This window comes from Pseudobutyrivibrio xylanivorans DSM 14809 (assembly GCF_900141825.1).
In the GTDB taxonomy this organism is placed as follows: Bacteria; Bacillota; Clostridia; order Lachnospirales; family Lachnospiraceae; genus Pseudobutyrivibrio; species Pseudobutyrivibrio xylanivorans.
Genome location: NZ_FQYQ01000005.1, coordinates 67,736 through 86,284, shown reverse-complemented (window position 1 = coordinate 86,284; position 18,549 = coordinate 67,736). Strand labels below are relative to the sequence as shown.

General features: G+C 36.0%; 17 protein-coding genes. 15 read left to right on the top strand and 2 right to left on the bottom strand.

Annotation, left to right across the window (positions count from 1 at the left end; translation table 11 throughout):
• Positions 1 to 19: 19 nt before the first annotated feature.
• From BUA88_RS05295 to BUA88_RS05230, 14 genes are all read left to right on the top strand, one after another.
• Entirely contained in the window at positions 20 to 3,091 is a 3,072-nt protein-coding gene (locus BUA88_RS05295) for a glycoside hydrolase family 3 protein (protein WP_072913692.1), read from the top strand.
• Between the two features lie 70 nt (positions 3,092 to 3,161).
• Positions 3,162 to 3,884 carry a diacylglycerol/polyprenol kinase family protein gene (locus BUA88_RS05290; protein WP_072913687.1) on the top strand — a complete coding sequence of 241 codons (723 nt, stop codon included), beginning with the start codon at positions 3,162 to 3,164 and terminating at the stop codon, positions 3,882 to 3,884.
• A gap of 17 nt (positions 3,885 to 3,901) precedes the next feature.
• Positions 3,902 to 5,251, top strand: coding sequence for an MATE family efflux transporter (locus BUA88_RS05285; protein ID WP_072913684.1), 1,350 nt, complete (start codon positions 3,902 to 3,904; stop codon positions 5,249 to 5,251).
• 33 nt (positions 5,252 to 5,284) lie between these two features.
• The gene (locus BUA88_RS05280; RefSeq protein ID WP_072913680.1) at positions 5,285 to 6,202 is read left to right on the top strand and encodes a hypothetical protein; all 918 of its coding nucleotides are present in this window, start codon (positions 5,285 to 5,287) and stop codon (positions 6,200 to 6,202) included.
• Positions 6,199 to 7,239 (top strand): HAMP domain-containing sensor histidine kinase, encoded by a 1,041-nt coding sequence (locus BUA88_RS05275; RefSeq protein ID WP_072913676.1) that lies wholly within the window; start codon positions 6,199 to 6,201, stop codon positions 7,237 to 7,239. Before BUA88_RS05280 ends, BUA88_RS05275 begins: the two co-directional genes overlap by 4 nt.
• An 11-nt stretch (positions 7,240 to 7,250) precedes the next feature.
• Positions 7,251 to 7,922 carry a response regulator transcription factor gene (locus tag BUA88_RS05270; RefSeq protein ID WP_072913674.1) on the top strand — a complete coding sequence of 224 codons (672 nt, stop codon included), beginning with the start codon at positions 7,251 to 7,253 and terminating at the stop codon, positions 7,920 to 7,922.
• Positions 7,923 to 8,010: 88 nt separating this feature from the next.
• Positions 8,011 to 9,246 carry a YkvI family membrane protein gene (locus tag BUA88_RS05265; protein WP_072913671.1) on the top strand — a complete coding sequence of 412 codons (1,236 nt, stop codon included), beginning with the start codon at positions 8,011 to 8,013 and terminating at the stop codon, positions 9,244 to 9,246.
• Positions 9,246 to 9,917 carry a response regulator transcription factor gene (locus BUA88_RS05260; RefSeq protein WP_072913669.1) on the top strand — a complete coding sequence of 224 codons (672 nt, stop codon included), beginning with the start codon at positions 9,246 to 9,248 and terminating at the stop codon, positions 9,915 to 9,917. The genes BUA88_RS05265 and BUA88_RS05260 overlap by 1 nt, the downstream gene beginning before the upstream one ends.
• Positions 9,914 to 10,999 carry a HAMP domain-containing sensor histidine kinase gene (locus BUA88_RS05255; protein WP_083572406.1) on the top strand — a complete coding sequence of 362 codons (1,086 nt, stop codon included), beginning with the start codon at positions 9,914 to 9,916 and terminating at the stop codon, positions 10,997 to 10,999. The genes BUA88_RS05260 and BUA88_RS05255 overlap by 4 nt, the downstream gene beginning before the upstream one ends.
• A gap of 94 nt (positions 11,000 to 11,093) precedes the next feature.
• Positions 11,094 to 11,468 carry a hypothetical protein gene (locus tag BUA88_RS05250; RefSeq protein WP_072913667.1) on the top strand — a complete coding sequence of 125 codons (375 nt, stop codon included), beginning with the start codon at positions 11,094 to 11,096 and terminating at the stop codon, positions 11,466 to 11,468.
• A 17-nt stretch (positions 11,469 to 11,485) separates the two neighbouring features.
• Positions 11,486 to 12,622 carry a hypothetical protein gene (locus BUA88_RS05245; protein ID WP_072913664.1) on the top strand — a complete coding sequence of 379 codons (1,137 nt, stop codon included), beginning with the start codon at positions 11,486 to 11,488 and terminating at the stop codon, positions 12,620 to 12,622.
• Positions 12,623 to 12,765: 143 nt separating this feature from the next.
• On the top strand, positions 12,766 to 14,229 hold the full coding sequence (locus tag BUA88_RS05240) for a family 43 glycosylhydrolase (RefSeq protein WP_072913662.1): 1,464 nt from the start codon (positions 12,766 to 12,768) through the stop codon (positions 14,227 to 14,229).
• On the top strand, positions 14,216 to 14,746 hold the full coding sequence (locus BUA88_RS05235) for a GtrA family protein (RefSeq protein WP_083572405.1): 531 nt from the start codon (positions 14,216 to 14,218) through the stop codon (positions 14,744 to 14,746). The genes BUA88_RS05240 and BUA88_RS05235 overlap by 14 nt, the downstream gene beginning before the upstream one ends.
• Before the next feature lies 1 nt (position 14,747).
• The gene (locus BUA88_RS05230; RefSeq protein ID WP_072913654.1) at positions 14,748 to 15,692 is read left to right on the top strand and encodes a glycoside hydrolase family 3 protein; all 945 of its coding nucleotides are present in this window, start codon (positions 14,748 to 14,750) and stop codon (positions 15,690 to 15,692) included.
• Here BUA88_RS05230 and BUA88_RS05225 read toward each other — a convergent pair.
• Both BUA88_RS05225 and BUA88_RS05220 read right to left on the bottom strand, forming a co-directional pair.
• Complete coding sequence (locus BUA88_RS05225; protein ID WP_072913651.1) at positions 15,661 to 16,743, bottom strand: metallophosphoesterase; 1,083 nt, start codon at positions 16,741 to 16,743, stop codon at positions 15,661 to 15,663. The two genes, BUA88_RS05230 and BUA88_RS05225, sit on opposite strands and share 32 nt — an antisense overlap.
• Before the next feature lie 82 nt (positions 16,744 to 16,825).
• Positions 16,826 to 17,383: a biotin transporter BioY gene (locus BUA88_RS05220; RefSeq protein WP_072913648.1), complete on the bottom strand. Its 558-nt coding sequence runs from the start codon at positions 17,381 to 17,383 to the stop codon at positions 16,826 to 16,828.
• A gap of 152 nt (positions 17,384 to 17,535) precedes the next feature.
• On the opposite strand from BUA88_RS05220, the gene bioB reads away from it, so the two are divergent.
• On the top strand, positions 17,536 to 18,522 hold the full coding sequence (gene bioB / locus BUA88_RS05215) for a biotin synthase BioB (protein WP_072913647.1): 987 nt from the start codon (positions 17,536 to 17,538) through the stop codon (positions 18,520 to 18,522).
• Positions 18,523 to 18,549 lie beyond the last annotated feature (27 nt).

The following is an 18,549-nucleotide window of genomic DNA, read 5'->3' as shown; positions in this document are numbered from 1 at the left end:
TATATGAAGGAGGTTTTTTATGAAAAAGACAGGAATGATATGCAGATGTATCATGGCTTGTTTAGTTGCAATTGCAATTATTGTCAGCTTATTTATTGCAAATATGTACACTAATAAATATTCAAGCCTAGTATCTGTATACTTTAATGCAGAAACCCAGAAGATTATCAATGATGAAGAAGAGGATTCTAATTATTTCACTTCAGATTACTCGAATGAAGCTGAGATGAAGAGACATCTAGAAGAAGTTGGCTCTAAGATTGAAGAAGAAGGAGCAGTTCTTCTTGAAAATAATGGAGCATTACCACTTGAGAAAAATCTTAAAATTACTTTATTAGGTCAGGATAGTGCTGATTTAGTTTATGGTGGTGGCGGTGCCGGTTCGGTTGATACTGAAAAGGCAGTGGATTTATATACAGCATTAGAGGATGCTGGATATACAGTTAACCCAATAACTAAACAACTCTATGATGAGGGTGAAGGATCATCATATAGAAAAACTGTCATTGATGCATACGGAAATGGAGAATTCGCCGTTAACGAAGTACCTGTAAGTGAGTACACCGAGGAAGTAAAGGCAAGTTTTGCAGATTATAATGATGCAGCTATCGTACTTATTGGACGAAGCGGTGGAGAAAGTGCTGATTTAACAACAGGTGTACTTCCTAGTGGATATAAGTATCTTGAACTTGATGAAAATGAACTAAATCTAATCAAGATGGCAAATGCGAATTTTGATAAAGTAGTAGTTCTTCTAAATACACAAAATCCAATTGAGCTAGGTGCTTTAACAGATTTAGATGTGGATGCAGTTGCTTGGATTGGTGCATTGGGAGAAACAGGAACTTATGGACTTAGCGCACTTTTAGATGGTGATGCATCATTCTCAGGAAGACTAGTAGATACTTATGCATACGATTCCATGAGTGCACCTGCAATGGCAAACTTTGGTTCATACACAATTAATGGTTCTGAGGAAGCATTTGGAACTAACTATATGGTTTATTCGGAAGGAATATATGTAGGTTATAAGTATTATGAGACTAGATATGAGGACGTTGTACTTGGTAATGAAAGTGCTTCAAACTATGATTACAATACTATGGTGCAATATCCTTTTGGATATGGATTATCTTATACAGATTTTGAATATAGCAATTATGCTGTTCAAGAGACAGACAGCACATATGAGGTGTCTGTTGATGTTAAAAATATCGGGAAAGTTCCATCCAAGGAAGTGGTGCAGGTTTACATGCAATCCCCTTATACAGATTATGATAAAGAGAATGCTATTGAAAAATCAGCTGTCGAGTTAGTTGGATATGAGAAGACAGATGTGATTGCAGCAGGAGATTCACAGACTGTAACAGTATCAGTGCCAAAAGAGAGCATGAAGGTATATGACCAGTATGGAAATGGAACATATATTGTTGATGCTGGTGACTATTATTTTGCAGTTGGTAAAAACTCTCATGATGCTTTAAATAATATTTTAGCTTTAAAGGGATATAGCGAAAGCAATGGTATGGATTATGCAGGCAACGCATCCCTTGCAGCTTCATTTAATGTGGCTGAGCTTGATGCAACAACATATGCAAAGTCAGTAGCTACAGGATATGAGGTATCTAATCAGTTCGAGGATGCTGATATCAAGCATTATGATGAGGATTTTAAATATTTAAGTCGTAGTAATTGGAGTGGTACATGGCCAACAACTTATGCTGATGGTAACTGGGATGCGCCTAAGGAATTAATTGATGCAGAGGCAATTATTAAAGTTGAAGACACTGTAGAAGATACTCCTGTTACAGGAAAGATTAATGATGAATATGGCAAGCTTAATGTAGCTATGCTAAGAGATGTTGATTATAGTGACCCACTATGGGAAGTACTTATTGAACAGATGTCTGTTACAGAGCTAGATAATTTGGTACGTGTAGGTGGTTATGGCACAGTATCGGTAGATTCTATTCAGCTTCCGGCTACAGTTGATAAGGATGGTACAGCAGGTATTTCCAGCACACTTGTTGGTGGTGAAAATGGTATGGCATATCCACCAGAAATAGTGCTTGCATCAACATGGAATAAAGAGCTTGCAGAAGAATTTGGTAAATGTATAGGTGAGGATAGTATTGCACTTAAAGTGGCTGGATGGTATGCCCCAGCTATGAATATACATCGTACACCATATTCAGGAAGAAACTTTGAATACTATTCAGAGGACGGATATCTTTCTGGTATTATGGGAGCTGCTACAGTAAATGGTGCTCAGAGCAAGGGTGCTATGGTCACAATCAAGCATTTTGCGCTTAATGACCAAGAGACAAACCGAATGGGTGTAAGTATCTTTGCAAGCGAGCAGGTCATTCGTGAAATTTATCTAAAGGCATTTGAAGCAGCTGTTACTGATGCAGATGCACATGGTGTAATGGCAAGTATGAATCGTATAGGAAGTACATGGACTGGTGGTCATGTAGGTCTTATGACAAATGTGCTTAGAAATGAGTGGGGCTACGAAGGATTTGTTATTACAGATCAGGCTTCTTACAATGTGTTTGCTTATGAAGATTTAAGAGAGGGCCTTGCGGCAGGAACTTCATTATGGTTGAATTCTGATTCCGAGCTATGGAAGCTTGCGGATGAAGATATGACTAACACAGTTATATCTAATATGCAACGTGCAGCTAAGGATATTGTGTTTGCTATATCAAGAAGTAATGCGATGAATGGACTTTCAGCAGGGGCTAAGATTGTACAAATTACTCCATGGTGGAAAATAGCATTATATGTGTTATTTGCAATATTAGTTGTTTTAGTATTTATTCCAGTAGCGCTATCAATTCTTAATTTATTAAAGGAGGATAGTAAGAAGCGTAGATGTACAAGCTTTATAATTGATATGGTATTTACGGTATTATTATTTGGCGCAGGATTATCTATGGTATTCCTTACAAAGGATGATGCAGATTTATCTGCTGAATTTATGCCAATTGGTATAACTATTGGTATAATCGGGCTTGTGCTTACAGTACTTTTAATTATTATTTCAAAAATATATAAAGAAAAAGATCCTGAAATTACAGTAGAGTAAATAATATTTACCAAGGATTAACCAAAAGAACATATTATATCTCCAGTAAAAAAAGAAAAGGAGATTAGATATGTTAGCAACAGTTTTATTTGAAACAGTTAAATGCTTTATTCTTTTGGCATTACATTTTGGGGTTTTGGCAGTGAGTGTGATACTCATTAATAAGAAGGTGGGATTACCTGGCGAGTTATATAGAAAGCTTTTACATCTTGTATCAGTTTTCTCTATTATGCCAATAGTAATCCCATCTTCTAGTTGGGTGGCATCTGTGCTTGTATGTCTATTGTTTATGGGCTTGGCTTACCTTGGTACCAAAAAGACTAATCTGGAAAGTGCAGTTGATATGAAGCAAAGAAGTGCAGGTGAGCAGACAAGAAGCATGCTTTTATTGTATGGTACTTATGCGGTAGTTATCTTTTTTGCATGGGGATTGTTTTCACAGAGATGGGCAGCAGTGCTTTCAATAATTGCTTGGGGCATAGGAGATTGTGTGGCAGCTCTTGTAGGAAAGAGATTTGGTAAGCATAAGGTAAGTGGAAGATTTATTGAAGGAAAAAAGAGTATTGAGGGAACATTGGGAATGTTTGTTACCACCTTTATTTCTGTTTTTGTTCTATACCACAGACACACAGCATTAACTAACATTTGGTTTGTTGTACTTGTTTGCTTTTGGATTGCAGTGTTTTCTTCTATTACTGAATTATTTACTAAGCATGGATTGGATACGGTGGCATGTCCTCTTGTATCAATGGTAGGATTTATTATTCTTACTCTAGCAGCAGGTGGAATATAAAAGGAGTTATTTAAAGTATGGATAAACAAAAGAAATTAGAAACAGGAAAGGTATGGCAGGTAATAGCTTCCCTTGCTATTCCAACAGTAATCATTACTCTTGTAATGGTTGTATATAATATGGCAGATGTTTTCTTTATTGGAAAAACAGGTGACGCGCGAATGATTAATGCAATATCTGTATGTATGCCAATTTTCCCAATTATACAGGCATTTGGAACATTAATTGGAGCCGGTGGTTGTACAGCAATATCTGTTGCATTAGGAAAGAAGGATATTGAAAACAGTAAAAGAATTTCAAGCTTTTGTTTTTGGTTTTGCGTCGTTATCGGATTATTAATGGCATTGGTACTTAACATTTTCACAGAACCGTTGATTTCAATGCTTGGGGCAGCTGATAGCTATAGAGATTTTGCTGCTTTATACCTTAGATTTTTAGCTTTAGGGTGTCCATTTATGATGTTTGCAAATGGATTTGTAAATATCATGAGAGCTGATGGTTCTATGAAGGAGCCTATGATTGCAAACCTTTCAGGAACTATAACAAATATTATTTTAGATCCTATTTTTATACTAGGATTTGGCATGGGGGTTACAGGTGCCGCAGTGGCTACTGTAATTGGTAATGTACTTTCATCAGTTATTTTGTTCAGATTACTAAAGGGTAAGAAGGATTATTTATCATTGTCCCCTAAGAATATTAAATTAAACTATGAGTCAGCAATTCATCCAATGATACTTGGACTGCCAATAGCTTCAGGGACAGTTCTTATGAGTGTTTCCTACATGGTACTCAATAATTTACTGCTAAATGTAGGTGCCGATGCCCAGGGCGCTTTTGGTATTAGCCGTTCAATCATGCTTTTATCCACAACAACCCAACTAGGTATATGTATGGGTGTGCAGCCGGCTGTTTCTTACAATTTTGGTAGGGGAAATATTGAAAGAGTTAAGGAATTCATTGTTAAGACAACAATGGCTTGCATGATATTTGGTTTGGTGGTAGCGCTACTTTGTATAGGTGGAAGAGATATATTGATGAAAGCCTTTATAGATGATGCAAGTATTGCAATGTATGGAAGACAAATCCTGATTGGATGCTTTATTACCGCTCCAATTTATTCTATATATCAATCTGCAGTTACTTTTTTACAGGCAACAGATAAGGCGGCCGCAAGTACAGTTATTACTCTAATCAGACAAGGAGGCGTTCTAATCCCTGCAATGATTATACTAAACGCTTTATTTGGATTTAGTGGACTAATATTTTGTTTTGCAGTAGTAGATATAGTTGCAGCTATTGTGGGAGTAATAGTTTTGACAAATCATATTAGAGTATTATGTGCAGACCCAGTTATGGTATTATAAGAAAAAATAACCAAATGGGGATCAGATTATAAAATGGCTGAGAAAATAATAGAGTTAATTAAGAAATTTGCCACAACTACAATTAGTTTTAAACTATGGAAAGCTTTATTATGGTTTTCAATATCAGGGATAGTTTTAGTATTATGCTTGCTTAATGGTGAAATTATCCCTGATTTTCTTGAATATATCGTATATGCAATAACCTTTTACTTTATGCTTATTCTTGGATTTGCCATATATAGAGATGGAGTGCCTTGGGCTATTAGAATTGGAGAAAGTTTGCCAATTGTTGGGAGCATGATAAAAAATATTAGATATAGGCAAAGAATATTTCTTTATTTTGGCGGATTAATGAATACTCTTTACCTTGTTTTTTATTTTGTTGTAGCCTACATCTATAAATCTAGATGGTTTTATGTAATAGGCCTTTATAATCTTTGTATTGCAGTAATCAGGTGGTATTTATCCCACAAAGAGCATAAGATAGCCGTTATGCTTAGGGAAGATGAAAAGGGGCCTTATGAATGTAAAATAATAAGAAATGTAGCAAAGCTTCTATTTCTTATGAACTCTGTCACTGCGGTAATGGGATTACTCATTATCTTTAATGAGGATACATTCGAATATCATTTTATTATTTTATATGCAATGGCCTTGTATGTGTTTGTAAGGCTAATTACTTTGATTGTCTTTATAGCCCAAAACAAGCCACACAACTCTGGTATATGGAAAGCGGTGCAACTGATAAACCTAGCTGTAGCTCTTGTAATGCTTTTCACATTTCAAACAGCATTGTTACATATGTGTGGTGCTGATGTTAAAACAAGGGAGCATTTTAATGCATTGACTGGAAGTTTAGTATTTTTTATAAATCAGGGGATTGTTATTTGGCTGATTAAATATAGTAATAATTTTGGTTTAGAAGATAGGAGTATGGAGAAATCCTTATGACGAGCAACAAGAAAAATCCTAAGAAAAACAAAATAAAAGGGTTTCGCTGGGTATATGTGATTGGTTCTATTGTTGTTATAGGCGGCGTTATGGGCTATGGTGCCATAGGTTCAGTGGTATTTGATTTTGATGATAGAAGTTCTCTTACAATGCTTGCAATGATACCTATAATGACTACTGTTTATTATTTGGCCATGAAACCGGTGGTAAACAAGTTATCTGGCAGAATTGATGAACTGACAAAGGCTATGGACGAAGTGGCTAATGGAAATCTTGAGTATCAAATAGATATTAAGCATGCAGGTGAGTTTGAAAAGGCATATAGTCAGTTTAATGCAATGACTCTTGAACTTAAAAAGACAAAGGAAGAGATGCAGGATTTTACAAACGAGTTTGCCCATGAGTTTAAAACGCCTATTACAGCTATCAGTGGCTTCTCGGAATATCTTTTAGAAACAGGAAGGGATTTAGAGACCCCTGAACGAATTGAGCAGCTCACCATGATTTCTGAGGAATCTAAAAGATTGCTTAATCTATCAATGAACACACTGCTTTTATCTAAAGTAGATGCTATGCAGGTTGTAGATAATAAAGAAGAATACGACTTGGCAGAGCAACTTCGTAAATGCGTTATTATATTATCGAAAGCCCTTGATAAAAAGAACATTGAATTAGAAATGGATGAGGATTTAACTTTGCCATATTATGGAAATGAGGAATTGCTTCAGCAGGTATGGCTTAATCTTTTAAATAATGCTATTAAATTCACATCTAAAAATGGAAGAATAGAGATAGAGGGATATTCTACTGATGAGGAGATTATTGTTTCCATAAGTGATAATGGAATAGGCATGGACAAAAAGACCATGGAAAGAATTTTTGATAAGTATTACCAAAATGATTCCTCCAGTGTAGCCAAGGGCAGCGGAATAGGGCTTGCTATTGTAAAGCGGATTGTTACTCTTTGTGGGGGAAATATCCAGGTAGCAAGTAAGATAAATGAAGGCTCAACATTCACTGTGAATTTACCAGTTTAATAGGGCGCAGTATGGTACGAATATTATTAATTGAAGATGAAAAGCCAGTAAGGGAGCTTACTAAGGTTAAACTGAGAGATAAATATGAGATACTAGAGGCCGAAGATGGACTGAAGGCATTTGATGTATTAGAACGTGAAAAGGTGGATTTAACAATCGTTGATGTGATGATGCCAAACATGGATGGTTATGAATTTGTGTCAGAGCTTCGAAGCACAAAGGATGAAACTCCAGTAATTATGCTTACTGCTATGGATTCGTTTTTACATAAAAAGAAAGGGTATAATCTGGGTATAGATGAATACCTTACAAAGCCAATAGATTATGAAGAATTGACATGGCATATAGAGGCAATTCTTAGAAGATACAAAATTAATAGCGAGAAAGAGATTGTAATTGGAGATTTTTCTCTATCAGAAGCTTCCATGTCCGCCACTGTTTCAGGTAGAAAGGTTGATTTAACTGAAACAGAATTCAAGCTGTTACATAAACTATTATCCTACCCAGGAGTAATATTTACAAAGCAGCAGCTTATGGATGAAATATGGGGATATGATTCAGAGACAGATTATAGCACTATAAAGGTTTATATAAATCGTATACGTAATAAAATCGGTGAATGCAAAGAATTTGAAATAATATCCGCAAGAGGAGTAGGCTATAAAGTGGAGATAGATGATTAGGTAAAATAGTGCTATGTGACATCAAATTTGTTTTTACTAGTATTAATTTGTTACAATAATAATATAACCAGATTAAAGGAGGTATGTTGTGACAAAAAAATACTTAAAGATAGCATTGGCATACGTGGGAGTTATAGTTGGCGCAGGCCTTTCTTCAGGACAGGATTTGATGCAGTACTTCGTGAGTTTTGGAAGGCAGGGAATTATAGGCGTAATTCTTCTTGCAGTTTTAAATATAGTTTTTGGAAAAATAATTGTTACCCTGGGATGCTACTATGACTCAGATAGTCATCAGGATGTTTTGGAGCAGGTGGCCCACCCTATTATTACCAAAATCATAGATTTCACATTGATTGTGTCGGGATTTATCATCTTTTTCGTAATGATTGCAGGGGCAGGTGCAAATCTTCATCAGCAGTTTGATTTTCCAAGCTGGTTAGGTGCGCTTATTTGTGCATTGTTAGTTATCATAGTCTCATTTATGGATTTCGATAAAATTACATCTGTACTTGGAATATTTACTCCAATAATCATAGTGATGATTGTTGCAATCACTGCATATACTTATATAGGTCATAGCTACGATTGGAGCAATATCTATCATGTGGCAGAAGAGCTTCCATCTCCAATGCCAAATGTAATATTATCAGCAATTAATTACTACTCACTTTGTGCAGTGACAGGTGTTTCCATGGCATTTGTGCTAGGTGGTTCTGTAGTAAGAATAGGTGTTGCGGAAAAGGGTGGTGCTATAGGTGGAGCGCTAATTGGCGTGATAGTGTTATGTGCTTATGGTGCTCTTTTAGCTAACGTTGAAAGTATTTCTACCGCAGAAATACCAATGTTAGCCATAGTAGCAAGCATAAATCCTGTTTTTGCACATATTTATACGTTTACTATTTTTGCGTTAATCTTTAATACAGCATTTAGCTTAAGCTATGCCTTGGCAAAGAGACTTTCAGGAAATGATAATAAAAAGCTTCATATTATTTTGATTACAGTAGTGGTTGTAGGGTATTTGTGCAGCTTTGCAGGCTTTAAAAAGCTGGTTTCATTGATGTATCCAGTTTTAGGTTACATAGGCATTCTTCTTTTGGGAGTACTGCTTGCAGCATGGATTAGAGAAAAGCAAAACATCATGAAAGAAAAAATGCTTCGTAGGAAGATGATTGCTGTAGAAAAGAAGAAATATGATGACGAGCAGGAATATACATTAAAGGATAAAAAGCTATTTAAGAAGCTTGCTGAGGAATCAGTGCTTGATGCTTCCGATATAAAACAAGAAGTGAAGGATGTTGTAAAGGAAGAACAGGATAATAATTAATGGTAAAAATACTTTTAGTTGAGGATAATTCTGATTTAAATTTAACAGTTTGTAGACATCTTAATCTTAATAATTATATGGCATTCGGCTGTACTAATGCGCTGGATGCTTATGATATTCTGTATGAAAATAAGATAGACTTAATCATATCTGATATTATGATGCCTGATGTTGACGGATTTGAATTTGCAAAAAATGTAAGAGAAGAGAATCCTAATATACCTATTATTTTCATGAGTGCAAAAGATGATCTTGATTCAAAAAAACAAGGATTTCGTTTAGGCATTGATGACTATATGGTAAAGCCTATTGATTTAGATGAGCTTATACTTAGAATAGAGGCCATTCTTCGGAGGGCCAATATTTCCAGCTCAAATAAACTTTCTATTGGAACTTTTGAAATGGATGAGGAATCAATGTCGGTGACTTTGGACGGCGAAGAAATTCCATTTACAACAAAAGAGTTTCAGCTTTTGTTTAAGCTGTTAAGCTATCCTAATCATGCCTTTTCAAGAAATCAGCTTTTAGAAGAGCTGGGCGGCCTTGATAATGAAAGTACCCCTCGTTCTATAGATGTATTCATTACAAATATTAGGGCGAAGCTTGAAGGCTGTACTAGCTTTAAAATAGTTACTGTTAGAGGAATAGGGTATAAAGGAGTAATACAATGAGATTAATCCAAAAGCTATTTGATTGTCCGCAAGATTCAAGAGTCGAAGTTACTATTTTATCCCCTAAAGCAACTATCGTAAATGCGATAGTAATTATTATTTATTCGGGATTATTGCTTAGTATTTATGATAATATCAGTTTTTCTCCTGAAAATAGTTATTTTTTGGTAGGCTCTATATTAACGCTGATTGTTGTGGCGGCAGTATGCATATCTGCCCTTAGTAGCTATGTTCATTATATAAAATATACAAAACCACTGTTAAATCTTGCACATGCTGCAGGAGAGGTGGCAGCTGGTAATTACAAAATTCAACTTCCTCCACATAGAAGAGATGGAAGGATTGACGAAATTGATGCTCTATATCAAGATTTCAACACCATGGTTAGAGAGCTTGATTCTACAGAAATGCTAAAGAGCAGCTTCATATCTAATATTTCCCATGAGCTTAAAACACCTATAGCCATTATATCTAATTATTCAACATTACTTGTGAAAGATAATTTGTCTGCAAAGGAAAAGCAGGAATATTTAGAAAAGATAAAGAATACTGTGGCTGATCTATCGGAGCTAATTACTAATATTCTTCAGATAAGCAAGCTCGACAATAACCAGATAAAAACCAATATTGAAAGATTTAATTATTGCGAAGAATTGATTCAGTGCATACTTGCACGGGAAACAGTTCTAGATGAAAAAAATATTGATTTACAGTTGGAAATCCCTGATGAATTATATATTGAAAGTGACTTAGGACTTTTAAAAATTGTAATTAATAATATTTTATCAAATGCAATTAAATTTACACCTGATAGTGGAAATATTGCTATTAGATTAAATGAAGAGGAGAGATTTGCCAGTCTTACAATAACAGATAATGGCTGCGGCATGGATGAAAATACCATGAGGCATATATTTGATAAGTTCTATCAGGCAGATACATCTCACAAGACAAAAGGAAATGGACTTGGCCTTGCTATGGTAAGGCAGATTGTTAATCTATTAAATGGAAACATTGAAGTTACAAGCAAATTAGGTGAAGGATCTACATTTATAGTTTCTCTTCCTAAATGTAAATCCTAACAATTCCCTAACAAAACTCTAATATTTCACTAATAAAACTCCTATATCATATCCCTGTAATCGAAAAGGACAGGGATTGAATAGGAGTTTTTTTATGGAAGAAAAATTATTGACAGAAGAACAAAAAAGTAGGATTCATCAATTGGAATTTTACTACAAGGAAGCTACAAAATATGTGAGGCCAGCTACAGATAATGAATTATTTTCTTTAGTGGTAAAGCTAGATGAAAATATTAGAAGACGGGCGACAGCTATGGCGGTAGCGCAAGGTATATTTGGAGGACTTTTATTGTTTACTGGATATAATTTTTTAACCCGGTTATCTGGTTCCTTTTTAGCAGGAATAATTATTTTTTGCATAGGAGCAGTCAATATCGCTTTATCATATCCCCTATATAATCATCTAGTAACAAAGGCTAGAAAAAAATATGCACCTGTCGTATTAACAGTAACCAAATATTTAGGTTAGAAAGAAGAGGTATCACTATGAAAAAAAGAGCAGCAGTATTATCAACTATACTTGCAGTATCAATGGCAGCCACAGGATGTGGAAATCTTGCAGCTACATCACCTACACAGAAAGCAGCCGCTGTAGCTGAGACAGCAGCTACAAAAGCTAATGCAGTATCCGATAAGACAGATCCTAATTCGCCAAACTATGTAATTGAACTTGATCCTCAGTATAATGTTTCAACAGATGAATTGTTAAAAACATTCCCTATTGAGTATCAGACACCTGCAAACAGTGAGCTTTCAAAGAAGATTCAAAACAGAATGTTAAATGGCTTTAACAGATGGAACATGGGCTACGATGCGTGGGAGCATTGGGGCGAAGTATTGTATCATGATGATTCTATCTACAATGTAAATGGTGTTAAGCTTACACTTGATGAATATCAGACAGCAATGGATATGTCATTAAAGAAATTAGATATTCAGATGGGTACCTTCAAAAACATGGTACTTGTAGATGATTGGATGGCTATTCAATATGATATTGTAAATATTGATAGAGCAACAGGCGAAAAGCACCCAGGAACAACAATGGAGTTTGCAAAGTTTGGTGATTACGGCGAGCTTGGTGCCAAAGTTGATGAAGGCTGGGGCGGTGTAAAGAACGAAAGCTATGATGGAACCATGCACTTCCAGACAGAAGAGGAACAGAAGGCTCAGAAGAAATTTATGGATGAGCTTTGCAATACTAAGTTAAAGGATACAGATAATTTAGAGGAGAAGTATCCAGTAGTATATCCTACAACAATTGACACTGAGCTTGGAAAGCAGATGAAGGCAGCTATTCTTAATGATTTTGAAAACTATAACTCAGGCTATGCGGCATGGGACAAGTGGACTGATGAATTCTATGCTGAAAATGCATCACTAAACTATAAGGGTGAAGATGTTTCGCTTGATGAGTACAAGGATATTGTTAAGGATGAGATTGGAAATACCAGCAGAGTTCGTATAAACAATATCCTGGTATCTGAGGATTGGGCAGCTATTCATTTCTGGACTGTAACAACAAATGAGGATGGAACAAAGGAAGCTGATAATCACATGCAGTTCTTACATTTTGTACAAAATGGAGACAAGGTGCAGGTAGATAACTGCTTTATGAAATAACAAAATCTTAAGTGGAGGTCATGGTATAATGCCATGGCCTTTTGCAATATGTGAAATAGAGAATGCAGAATATGAAACAGGCACAGAATATGAAAATAATTATATATAATGGGAACATAAAGAAACTGCAAAGGAGAATACAAATGGAAAAGCAAGGGTTAAATCCATATTTGCCAGACTATGAATATGTGCCAGATGCAGAACCACATGTGTTTGGGGATAGGGTATATATTTATGGCTCTCATGATAAATTTGGAGCACCATTCTTTTGTGTAGAAGATTATGTATGTTGGTCAGCACCAGTGAACGATCTGACAGATTGGAGATATGAAGGTGTAATTTTCAAAAGGAAGGACGATCCTTCTAATTTCACTGGACTTAGATGTTTATTTGCTCCAGATATTTGCCAAGGAGTAGATGGCAGATATTACCTATATTATGCCTATGACTTCCTCGGTCAGATGGGAGTAGCAGTATGTGATACACCAGCTGGGAAGTTTAAGTTTTATGGTCATGTAAAATTTGCAGATGGACATACATGGGGTTCAAAGAGCGGTGAGCCGCTTCCATTTGATCCTGCAATTCTTGTAGATGATGATGGTAGAGTGTGGCTGTATTCTGGCTTTGCTACGAAGGTTCCTGCCATTGCATCCAGATTTCATAATCTTACAAATCCTGGTGGGATTGTGCTTGAGCTTGAGCAGGACATGGTGACTATTAAATCTGGACCTAAGTTAATCTTTCCATTGGAAGGATATCCAGATGAATATAAAGGCCATAGATTCTTTGAGGCAAGTTCTATTAGAAAGATTAATGGAACATATTATTTTGTTTATTCATCTGAAAACAACCATGATTTGTGCTATGCCACAAGTGACAAGCCTGATGGAACTTTTAAATACGGCGGTGTGCTTGTAGATATCGGTGATATAGGTATTGATGATATTAAGTATGAAAATCATGCCAGAAATTATCTTGGAAATACCCATGGTGGACTACTTAAAATAGAAGATGACTGGTATATCTTCTATCATAGACAAACCAATAGAAATTCATATGCAAGACAGGCCTGTGCTGAAAAGCTAAAGATTTCATCTGATGGAAAGCTATTACAGGCTGAAATAACTAGCTGTGGATTAAATGGCAAGCCTTTACGTGGTATAGGAAAATACGATGCACGCATTGCCTGCAATTTATGGAGTAACGAAGGAACGGGAAGATATGATATATCTTTTCCAAAGCATGCTTTTAAAAATCATCCATATTTTGTAAAAAACACAGGAGAATATGAAAAAGGGGTAGGACAGTACATTAAAAATATGAAGGATGGAGCAGTTGCCGGATTTAAATATTTTGATTTTGTAGATACTAGGTCTATTGCTGTAAATATAGGTGGCGTTGCAAATGGTCACTTGATTATAGCAACTGATGAGGATTTCTTTTATCAGATAGGTCTTATTGAATTTGATAAGAGAGAAAAGGATATTTGCTGTTTTACAACAGAACTAAAAGGTGTAGAAGGGGACAAGCCTTTATATTTTAAGTTTGTAGGTGAAGGAACAATTGACTTTATTTCCTTTGAGCTGATAGGAGGTGATTGTCATTAAAAACTGGATTGAATCACATCCTGGTACTTGGCAGTTTATTAAGTTTAATATTTTTGCTAATGTTGCCACATTTGCTAACTTTGTTACTATGTGGATAGCAACAACTTTTCTTTTTAAAAGCTTGGAGGAGACACCATTTAAATGGTGGATTTTTGATTATACTTCTAAGGAATCTTTGATGTTATCAGGATTTATAAGCTTTTTAGTTGCTACAACAGTTGGACAGATAGTTAATTATATTGTTCAAAGAAAGGTTACTTTTAAAAGTAATTCGGAATTTTCAAAATCTATTCCTAAATACATAATAATGGTTATAGTGATTGTGATTGTTTCAACAGCACTGCCAGGAAAAACGCAAATGGTATTAGCGAAGCTTAGTGTTCCAAGCGCATTGTTACCATTTGGTGCGAATATAATAAATTTAGGAGTTCAGGTTGCAATAAGCTTTACAGCCATGAAATTTATAATACTTCCTGAGACAAAGGAAGATAAGGTATTGAAAGGGGTTACAGAATAGTATGGGTAATAATGTTAATACTACTAAATTAAAAATGAGTAATAGAGCATATAGATTAATAATGATTCCATTAATTATACTTTGCTTAATTGTTGGATTATTAATCCCGGCTGCTTCAGCTCAGTTTTCAGATTTTCTAAATGATTATTTAGGCAATGGAAAGCAAAAGATTGTTAATAATGCAGAAAACTCTGATTTGGATGCAAACTATTATGAGATGCTTAAGGATGATAAAAATCTTGTAGAAGAGTCTTACAAGCTTGCAAATCAGGTACAAGAAGAAGGAACTGTATTACTTAAGAATAATGGAATTCTTCCATTAAAAAAGGGTTCTACTATAACACCCTTTGGATATGGATTTTTACAGCCAGTATATGGTCAGATGGCAGCAGCTGGTTCTGCAAAATGGGTAATTGATCCAGTGACACCAGAGGCAGGATTAAAGGATTATTTTACCATCAACGATTCCACGATAAAGCTTATGAAAAAAGCTGGTGATCCTGATGGACTTAAGGAGGCTGCAGGAACAAAGACAGCCGGTGCATCTAACAGCCTGATGGGTGGAGATAGCAAAATTTATGAATATTCCAAGGATGTTTATAAAGGTCTTGATGATGCAAAGAATTCAACTGCTGTTGTAGTACTTACAAGAAGCGGACAGGAAGGTTCTGATAAAAAGTATGATGGTTATGAGGATGGAACACCTCACTATCTTGCGCTTTCTGAAAACGAAAAAGACACTATTAAAATAGCAAAAGAAAAATGTGGAGGTGTAGTTGTTCTTATAGCTAGCTCTGCACCACTTCAGATTCCAGAATTGCTTTCTAAGGATTTAGAAGCTGATGCAATTCTACAGGTGGGTAATGTTGGAGAAAAGGGCTTTACTGCCATTGGCCCTATTCTTTCCGGCGAAGTTAATCCATCTGGTCGAACAGTAGATCAATAATGACGTACTCCGAGCGGGTACCAGTTTTGAATTTCAAAGCCCAGTCAGATATACCTGAGGTCACTATGAAATCTGTATTATCGCTACGTTCATAGCCGTAGGTTGCGTCATTGGCACCAACAAGGACACCTATGTGACGAATAGGAATCATTTGTCCGCCATGTGTATGACCTGAAACAACAAGGTCAACGTTGGCTGCCGCTTCAGCATCATAGTCGGCTGGTTCATGATCCATAACGATTATGTACTTGCTGGTATCGAGACCAGAAATCAATGTATCGATAGTCTTTCTATCTGGGCTTACACCTTTGTCCAGACGACCAACTACATAAAATCTGTTATCTATGAGGGTGCTTTCGTCGGAGAGTATATTTACCCCATTTTTTAGAAGATTATTTTCTAAATCCTGAGCGGTAAAATCTCTGTGGTTAAAGTAGCCCTCATCGTGATTTCCATAAACGTACCATACGCCATATTTGAAGTTGGTTTTACCTAGAGCTTCACATGCTTTTTCTAAATCAATATTCTTACTTCCATCATCCACAAAATCACCAGCTATTAATAAGATGTCTGGATTTTGGGATTCTATTGTTTTCAGATGCTTTGCAAATCCATCTCCATCAAAAGTAGTACTCAGATGAGAGTCAGCAATCATGGCAACTCTAAGGCTGCCAATATCTTTATCACTGCTTAATTTATAATCTTTTTCAGCTACCGTTACGCAGAGATAATAGCCTGTTCCTAAATAAAGAACAGAGCATATAAGCGCAAGCCATCCCTGCCAATAGAACTTTGTTTTGCACGACCATTTCTTCTGAATTATTTTTCCAATCCCTTCAGATACAAGGAAAAATAATGTGACATATATTACTATTGTTAGCGCATTTATCCACTCCATGGTGAAATAGAAGAAGCAGAATAACAGTGCAATTACAAGAAAGGCGACTATCTTATTTTTTATAAAACTAAATTTTGTTGTGCAGGAAACGAGAAATATTATTCCTGCTATGGCTGCAATAAATGCTCCAAGAAACATTAAAATCCAAATCATATTTAAAACCTCACGATTAGAGGATATTATAGCTCGAACCTATGAAGAAATTATTAAAAAGAAAAGGACAAAAAAAGAAGGCTTAGAAAAGCCTTCTGAATGCTGGAATAATCTGAGCTACCACTACAGCCTTTACAAGATCAAGAGGTATGAATGGAACAAAGCCTGTGAGGAATGCTGTTTTTAAATCATAGCTCATAGTAGCTTTGAGCCAGAACATTCCAATAATATCAATAATCAAAACGCCGATGATTGCACACACTGTGTACCAGATTCGGCTATATTTTTTTCCACGGATAAGTGGAAGAACCACCATGACAATTGGGAAAGCCCAAGTGTAAGCTCCGTATGGTGCAATCAAATATCCAATACCACTGCCGCCGCCAATGAAAACTGGTAAACCTACAACGCCAAGAAGGAACCATACTAGGCTGATTAAAAATGATTCACCTACTGGAAACAGAAGTGCGATAAGGAACACCATAAAGTTCATCATTGTAATCTTTGGTGCCATAGGTAATGGAGTTGGAATGCTAAGGTATGCAGATATGCAAAGAATAGCTGCGAATAAGCTGCACAAAACCAGACGTTTTGTAGGCAGTAGCTGCTTTGTGTTTGTATTAATGCTTGTGTTATCCATAATTTAGTCCCCCTAAGTAGTTTATTGAAATAACAATAATGATAATAATTGAGTGATTGTTAATTGTCAACCTGTAATTGGATAATGGTTGACAATTATTTTTTTATAATTATCATTTACATAGATTGAGTTCATGTGAAGGGAGACTAACTATGGATATTAAAGAATTGACACAAAGAATTATTGAAGGGGGAAGTATCACAAGGGAAGAGGCGCTTGAACTTGTGGAGGCTCCATTGGAGGAGCTATGCAGCGGTGCTGATGAATTGAGAAGACACTTTAATGGTGATGTATTTGATATGTGCGCCATAATGAGTGTAAAAGGTGGCAGATGTTCAGAAAACTGTAAATTCTGTGCTCAGTCCAGCTGCTCAAAAGCTGATATTGATACATTTGAAGTACGAGATGCAGACTATGTTGCAGCTGATGCAAAGGCTCATTCAGGAAAGGGGATTGCTCATTATTGTCAGGTATCCTCAGGCAGAAGATTGAACAAATCAGAGGTGGCACAGATATGTGAAAATGTAAAAAGAATAGTAGCAGAAACTGATATGGCGCCTTGCATTTCATTAGGATTAATTGATAAAGAAGATTTGCTGGCTTTAAAGGCAGCTGGTGTTCAGCGTGTTCACAACAATATTGAGACCAGCCCAGAATATTTCAAGAAAGTATGTAGCACGCATACAACTGATGAAAAAATTGAATATATGAAGCTGGTACATGAAGTAGGACTTGAATTATGTAGTGGCGGCATCTTTGGAATAGGCGAGACTTGGAGTGACCGAATTGATATGGCTTTCGCGCTTGTGGAGATTCAGCCTGACTCTGTACCTATCAACATGTTAAAGCCTATAAAGGGCACACCTATGGAGGACAGGGATCGACTAAGTAAAGATGAGGTTCGTCGCATCATTGCTATCTTTAAATATATTCTTCCTAAAGCTTCCATCAGGTTTGCAGCAGGAAGAGATTATCTGGATGATACTGGTATAGCATGTTTCAAGGGCGGCAGTAATGCGACAATTACTGGAAACATGCTTACTGTGAAGGGGATATCTATCGAGGAGGATTTGCAAACAATTGAGAGACTGGGATACAGTTTGTATCGCAAAGAACCGAAGATATATCGTCAAATTTAAAAATTCGTTGATTAAAAGAACTCTATT

Coding starts and splice junctions, on each gene's coding strand:
- BUA88_RS05295 (WP_072913692.1), top strand. CDS start 20: ATGAAAAAGACAGGAATGATATGCAGATGTATCATGGCTTGTTTAGTT.
- BUA88_RS05290 (WP_072913687.1), top strand. CDS start 3,162: ATGTTAGCAACAGTTTTATTTGAAACAGTTAAATGCTTTATTCTTTTG.
- BUA88_RS05285 (WP_072913684.1), top strand. CDS start 3,902: ATGGATAAACAAAAGAAATTAGAAACAGGAAAGGTATGGCAGGTAATA.
- BUA88_RS05280 (WP_072913680.1), top strand. CDS start 5,285: ATGGCTGAGAAAATAATAGAGTTAATTAAGAAATTTGCCACAACTACA.
- BUA88_RS05275 (WP_072913676.1), top strand. CDS start 6,199: ATGACGAGCAACAAGAAAAATCCTAAGAAAAACAAAATAAAAGGGTTT.
- BUA88_RS05270 (WP_072913674.1), top strand. CDS start 7,251: ATGGTACGAATATTATTAATTGAAGATGAAAAGCCAGTAAGGGAGCTT.
- BUA88_RS05260 (WP_072913669.1), top strand. CDS start 9,246: ATGGTAAAAATACTTTTAGTTGAGGATAATTCTGATTTAAATTTAACA.
- BUA88_RS05255 (WP_083572406.1), top strand. CDS start 9,914: ATGAGATTAATCCAAAAGCTATTTGATTGTCCGCAAGATTCAAGAGTC.
- BUA88_RS05250 (WP_072913667.1), top strand. CDS start 11,094: ATGGAAGAAAAATTATTGACAGAAGAACAAAAAAGTAGGATTCATCAA.
- BUA88_RS05245 (WP_072913664.1), top strand. CDS start 11,486: ATGAAAAAAAGAGCAGCAGTATTATCAACTATACTTGCAGTATCAATG.
- BUA88_RS05240 (WP_072913662.1), top strand. CDS start 12,766: ATGGAAAAGCAAGGGTTAAATCCATATTTGCCAGACTATGAATATGTG.
- BUA88_RS05230 (WP_072913654.1), top strand. CDS start 14,748: ATGGGTAATAATGTTAATACTACTAAATTAAAAATGAGTAATAGAGCA.
- BUA88_RS05225 (WP_072913651.1), bottom strand. CDS start 16,743: ATGATTTGGATTTTAATGTTTCTTGGAGCATTTATTGCAGCCATAGCA.
- BUA88_RS05220 (WP_072913648.1), bottom strand. CDS start 17,383: ATGGATAACACAAGCATTAATACAAACACAAAGCAGCTACTGCCTACA.
- bioB (WP_072913647.1), top strand. CDS start 17,536: ATGGATATTAAAGAATTGACACAAAGAATTATTGAAGGGGGAAGTATC.